This is a genomic window from Deltaproteobacteria bacterium GWC2_65_14 (assembly GCA_001797615.1).
Taxonomy (GTDB): Bacteria; Desulfobacterota; Deferrimicrobia; order Deferrimicrobiales; family Deferrimicrobiaceae; genus GWC2-65-14.
The window spans coordinates 3,381-7,788 of record MGPV01000039.1 but is presented as its reverse complement, the minus strand read 5'-3'; the positions used below and the strand labels follow the sequence as shown (position 1 = coordinate 7,788).

8 protein-coding genes are annotated in these 4,408 nt (G+C 58.4%); 7 read left to right on the top strand and 1 reads right to left on the bottom strand.

From position 1 onward, the window contains the following. Positions 1-71 precede the first annotated feature (71 nt). From A2X88_08785 to A2X88_08755, 7 genes are all read left to right on the top strand, one after another. A complete protein-coding gene (locus A2X88_08785; protein ID OGP34045.1) occupies positions 72-365 on the top strand; it encodes a hypothetical protein in 294 nt (97 codons plus the stop codon). Between the two features lie 2 nt (positions 366-367). Further along, positions 368-787 carry a hypothetical protein gene (locus tag A2X88_08780; GenBank protein OGP34044.1) on the top strand — a complete coding sequence of 140 codons (420 nt, stop codon included), beginning with the start codon at positions 368-370 and terminating at the stop codon, positions 785-787. Between the two features lie 106 nt (positions 788-893). Then, complete coding sequence (locus tag A2X88_08775) at positions 894-2,147, top strand: hypothetical protein (GenBank protein OGP34043.1); 1,254 nt, start codon at positions 894-896, stop codon at positions 2,145-2,147. Between the two features lie 277 nt (positions 2,148-2,424). Continuing rightward, a complete protein-coding gene (locus A2X88_08770; GenBank protein OGP34042.1) occupies positions 2,425-2,673 on the top strand; it encodes a hypothetical protein in 249 nt (82 codons plus the stop codon). 63 nt (positions 2,674-2,736) lie between these two features. Beyond that, the gene (locus A2X88_08765) at positions 2,737-3,192 is read left to right on the top strand and encodes a hypothetical protein (GenBank protein OGP34041.1); all 456 of its coding nucleotides are present in this window, start codon (positions 2,737-2,739) and stop codon (positions 3,190-3,192) included. A gap of 80 nt (positions 3,193-3,272) precedes the next feature. Beyond that, entirely contained in the window at positions 3,273-3,536 is a 264-nt protein-coding gene (locus A2X88_08760; GenBank protein OGP34040.1) for a hypothetical protein, read from the top strand. Between the two features lie 21 nt (positions 3,537-3,557). After that, complete coding sequence (locus tag A2X88_08755; protein OGP34039.1) at positions 3,558-4,025, top strand: hypothetical protein; 468 nt, start codon at positions 3,558-3,560, stop codon at positions 4,023-4,025. Positions 4,026-4,051: 26 nt separating this feature from the next. Here A2X88_08755 and A2X88_08750 read toward each other — a convergent pair. After that, positions 4,052-4,408 (bottom strand): osmotically inducible protein OsmC (locus A2X88_08750; protein OGP34038.1); only part of this gene is annotated, 357 nt, incomplete at its 5' end.

Below are 4,408 nucleotides of genomic sequence, written 5' to 3'. Positions count from 1 at the left end.
CGGATTTCAACGTAGTCAAGAAGTGCTACGCCATGGAAGAGGGGATCTATACCCCGAAGAAGTTTTAGCCCATGGAAGAAAACGTTCGCAAGGAACTGGAAACGCTCCAGGGGATGGTGCTCAACTGGAAAAAGAATTATCTCGGTTGGGCGCCCCCCGACGGGGGATGGGAGTATCTGCCTCGAGAGCTCCTGGAGGAGATCGAGACCCACATATCCCCTTATATAAGAAGAATGTACGAGTGTGACTACCTCAGTCCATCCGAGGTTCAGGAATTCATGGAGAGCTGCTGCATGCAGGTGGAGGACCTTCGGAACACGTTGGGGGAAATGGAGGCAAAGCAGCTTTCCGCAAAAGGAGGATAAATATGCCCGAGAAATGCCGTGTGGGGGTCTGTGGGTTCGACCCCATGCTCGTGAGAGGATACCTGAAGACGGGGGAGCGAGGCCTGTGGTGGCACCTGTCGGATGAACTGTACGAAGAACTCGGTGTCAAGCCGGGGACCCCGGTCTCGGGGAAGATCCTCGCGGTTTACGATGGGGAAGGGAAAAAGGTCGCCTCCCCGAATGACGCCTTCAACTGGAAGACGGCCAAGGAGTCGGGCCTTGCCGTCCTTCTGCCGCCGGATGTGATCAGCAAGTACAAATTGACGGCATTTCATTTTCTGGAACTTCTCGTGGAAAAGATCGGCGACAAAGCGGTCTATCCGGGGAAGGAGCAGATGAGTTTGAAATGGTGGCCCGACGCGAAAATGAAGCTCGAATACAAGGTGGGCTATATCGAATGAGGCCCGGGGAAATCCCGGCGGCGGGGCTTCACCCGATCGCCGGGATTTTTCCTCCCCCTCCTCATCCCCCTCTCCTGGTCGGGCCGTCCGGGGGAGGGGGTCACTTATGCGGGGGGGTGTTCCGGCACCGATCATGGAAAGGGGCCGGGTGGATATGACAGAGAACGGGAAAACCTCGCACGAGTGGGAGACGAAGCATCCCGGTTGGCTGCCTCTGTCGGGTCTTCTTGACGGGGCGGATCCGTTTTTCGAAAAAGTTCTCTTTCTGCCCGGATACGAATTTTCCTCGAACATTTACATCGTGGTGGGAAAGTATCTCTCGATCGTGGATCCCGGAAACGATTACACGTCGTTCATCGATCTCTTCCGGCGAGGGTACAAGCCGGCGGACGTTAAAAAAGTTGTCGTTACCCACGGCCACCGCGACCACGCGATGGGAGTGTTCGATCTCCTGAGATCGTATCCGACCATCATGGAAAACGGTGGTTTCGAGTTCATCCTCCACGAAGCGAGCCCCCGCGAGCTCAAAGACATGGTCAGGAAATCCGGCTGCCGCGTCACGGAGGTCCGGGGCGGAGAAACTCTGGAGATCAGCGGTTTCGATTGGGAAGTGATCCACACGCCGGGGCATACCATCGACGGGATCTGCCTCTATCATCCCCAGAGCAGAACCGTCTTCTCCGGAGATACGGTATTGCTCCACGCCATGTCCGAACCGGACGAGCATGCCGGAGGAAGACTCGACCACTACCTGTTCGGTTTGAGGACGTTGCTCGGAAAGGAAATCGACCATGTTCTGCCCGGCCACGGGCTCCCCGTGATCTCGTCGGGCAGGAAGGTCATCGAGGAGACGTACGAAGGCCTGATGCTGAAAGTCCTCGGGGTCGATGGGAAGGCGAAAATCCCGTGGATCGAAGGGGCCACGGCCCTTGCGCAAAAGGGATGCCTGGAAGAGGCCGCCTATTGCTGCGACAGGGAGCTCCTCCTCGATCCGCAGAACCGAAGGGCCCATCAATTGAAGGCCGTTTGCCTCAACGATCTCGGGCGGTTCCACGAGGCGCTCGAATCCCTGGAAAAACGGACAGGGCTTGGTCCGCAGGACGATGCGGATCCGTTCCCGCTCGTCGGAAGGGGATACGCGCTGATGGGACTTGGCAGGTACGAGGAAAGCGTCAAATATTTCGACGAGGCGCTGCAGGTGACCCCCGGCATGAAAGACGCGTTGATCTACAAGGGGATGGCTCTCTATCTCGCCGGAAACTACGATGCGGCGATGGAAATCGAGCTCTTCCAAAAAGAATTCGTCGGAAGATTCCAGGAGGAGCTACGCAGGAAGGACAAAGGCGCCGGGCCCGCGTGACAGGTGGCGTACCCGATGGAGAAGCCGGAAAAGAAACCGCCGGAAAGGAAACCTTGGGACCCGAACTGCCCGAAATGTCGCGAAGAGCTGCAACGGCATTCCGATCTATGGCAGGCGCAATACGATGATGTGGACCACGGAGCGGGGATTTACCGATTGCTGTTCGAGCATTACTGTACGCATAAAAACCGGCAAGAGGGATGAGGGGGAAATGCTGTCGTATCCGGCGTTTGTCGGCTATGGGAGGGATTAGGAAGGGGGCAGGGAGGATCAAGGGATGAGCGACGAGAAGGGACCGAAAGATGTTGCGTTTTATGGGCACCCGCCATTTGTCGCCCCCGAGATCGGAGAGCAGCCGCCGGTGGGAGCATGGATCGCGAAGGATGCCGTCTGTCGGGACTGCATGACGACGTCGGAAGAGATCTCGATGCGGCGTGGATTCGCAGACCCGATTTCCGCCAAAGAGGTCCGGGAAAAGGAAACCCTTTGCACCCGATGCGGGAAAGCGATTCCCGCCGGCTCATAAACCGTCGGGCCCGATTTCATCGTGGGGCAGAATGGAAGGAATGGATCGTCAAGCGAGGTTCCCGTGTCCGTCCGGTTCGCCGCGGAAGGCGACCTGAACGGGATCCTGGAGGTCGAAAGGCTCTCCTTCCCGAGCGGGAAGCAGTGGGATCACGGCGATTTCCGGGAGGCATTGAAGGATCTGTTTCTCGTCTTCGCGGACGGGGGAATATCCGGGTTCCTGATCGCCAGCTGCTGGGAAGACACAAAGAGAGCCGTCATCCTGCGAATCGCGGTGCATCCCCGTCACCGGAATCGCGGGATCGCGACCAGGCTGATCGAAGCCGCAATCGGGAAGTTCAGGGAAATGGATTTGCGGGAAGTCGAGATCGACGTGGAAGTCGTGAAACGGGGAGCCATCCGTCTGTATGAAAACGTCGGATTTCGAACCATCCGGGGCATTCCCATGGATGAAAACAACACGATGAGCAATGAAAACGGAAGTTTCTACATGATGAAGATGGTGATCGGCGAAACATGAGGGTCCGGATGGTTTCCTGGGGCGGTTCGGGACCTCCGCGCCTGACACGATCCATGCGGACGTGAGGCGCCATGGATCCCATGTGGTTCTACGACGAGATGGGGGACCAGGAGGAGTGGCAGGCCTTCCAGAAAGAGATTCTGCCTTTGGAAAGGGAATATCTGGAGATCCGCGTGGCGCTTCGCGACGCCGAGGCAGCCCTTCGCGCCGATCCCGGGAACGACACCCTCCGGATCCAGGTGGAGAAGGGGAAGGAGAGACAGAGAGAGATGGAACGGAGCGCCCCGTGGATCTGTTCGGACTACCCGTGGGAGTTCTTCCTTTGGGGAGTCCCCCACGGATGACGTTCGATCAAGGGATGCGGTATGGAAAGACCGTATCGATGCCCGGTTTGCAACACACCGCTGGAAGAGGATAAGGATGCAGGGTTCAAGATCCCGCCGCGGTGCCCCTATTCCGGCACGGCCTACCCGGAACTGTGCGCGCTGCACGACAAGCTCTATTTCGGGAAATGGAGGAAGATGGAGGCCGACCCCAACGATATCAAGAGGGCATTCGCGAAGCTCGGCCGATTGTTATCCAAGATGAAAGAAGTCGTAGAGAAGGAGAACCTCGAGCCTGCCAGGGAGGACCTCAAGAAGGCCGGCGAGGCATTCGCGATGGCGGACGTGGACGAAGACCCGTATTCCTCCATTAAACACATGGACCAGGCGCTTTCCTATATCCATCACGCGATCAACGATCTGCTGCAGGAAAAGAAGGCGAAGCTTCATTCCCCCCCGGACTACGAACGGCATTACGACGTCGTTCTCCCCTTCAAGGAGGATTGGTAGGGGGTTCCCTCCGGAGGCGCTCGTCTTTACGCGAAGGTCGGCTCGAGCGTCACCTCGGTACGGACGGAGTTCGAGACGATACAGTTCTTCTCGGCCTTGTGGAGGATCTCCTCCGCGTTGGCCCGATCTTCGCCGGACCGGAGTGCGATCCGTGGGCGGACGACGATCTTCGTGAACAGAAACCGGCCGTCCACGAACTCGAGCAGCCCTTCCGCCTCGCTCTCGTATTCCACGAAGTCCAGGGAGGCCCGCCCGGCGAACGCCAGGAAGGTGCTCATGATGCATACGTTGACCGAGGCGACGTAAAGGTCTTCGGGCGACCAGATCCCCTCGTGGCCCTTGAACTCCGGAGGGGTTGCCACCTCGACCGGCGGCTTCCCGGC

Coding starts and splice junctions, on each gene's coding strand:
- A2X88_08755 (OGP34039.1), top strand. CDS start 3,558: ATGGAAAGACCGTATCGATGCCCGGTTTGCAACACACCGCTGGAAGAG.
- A2X88_08785 (OGP34045.1), top strand. CDS start 72: ATGGAAGAAAACGTTCGCAAGGAACTGGAAACGCTCCAGGGGATGGTG.
- A2X88_08780 (OGP34044.1), top strand. CDS start 368: ATGCCCGAGAAATGCCGTGTGGGGGTCTGTGGGTTCGACCCCATGCTC.
- A2X88_08775 (OGP34043.1), top strand. CDS start 894: ATGCGGGGGGGTGTTCCGGCACCGATCATGGAAAGGGGCCGGGTGGAT.
- A2X88_08770 (OGP34042.1), top strand. CDS start 2,425: ATGAGCGACGAGAAGGGACCGAAAGATGTTGCGTTTTATGGGCACCCG.
- A2X88_08760 (OGP34040.1), top strand. CDS start 3,273: ATGTGGTTCTACGACGAGATGGGGGACCAGGAGGAGTGGCAGGCCTTC.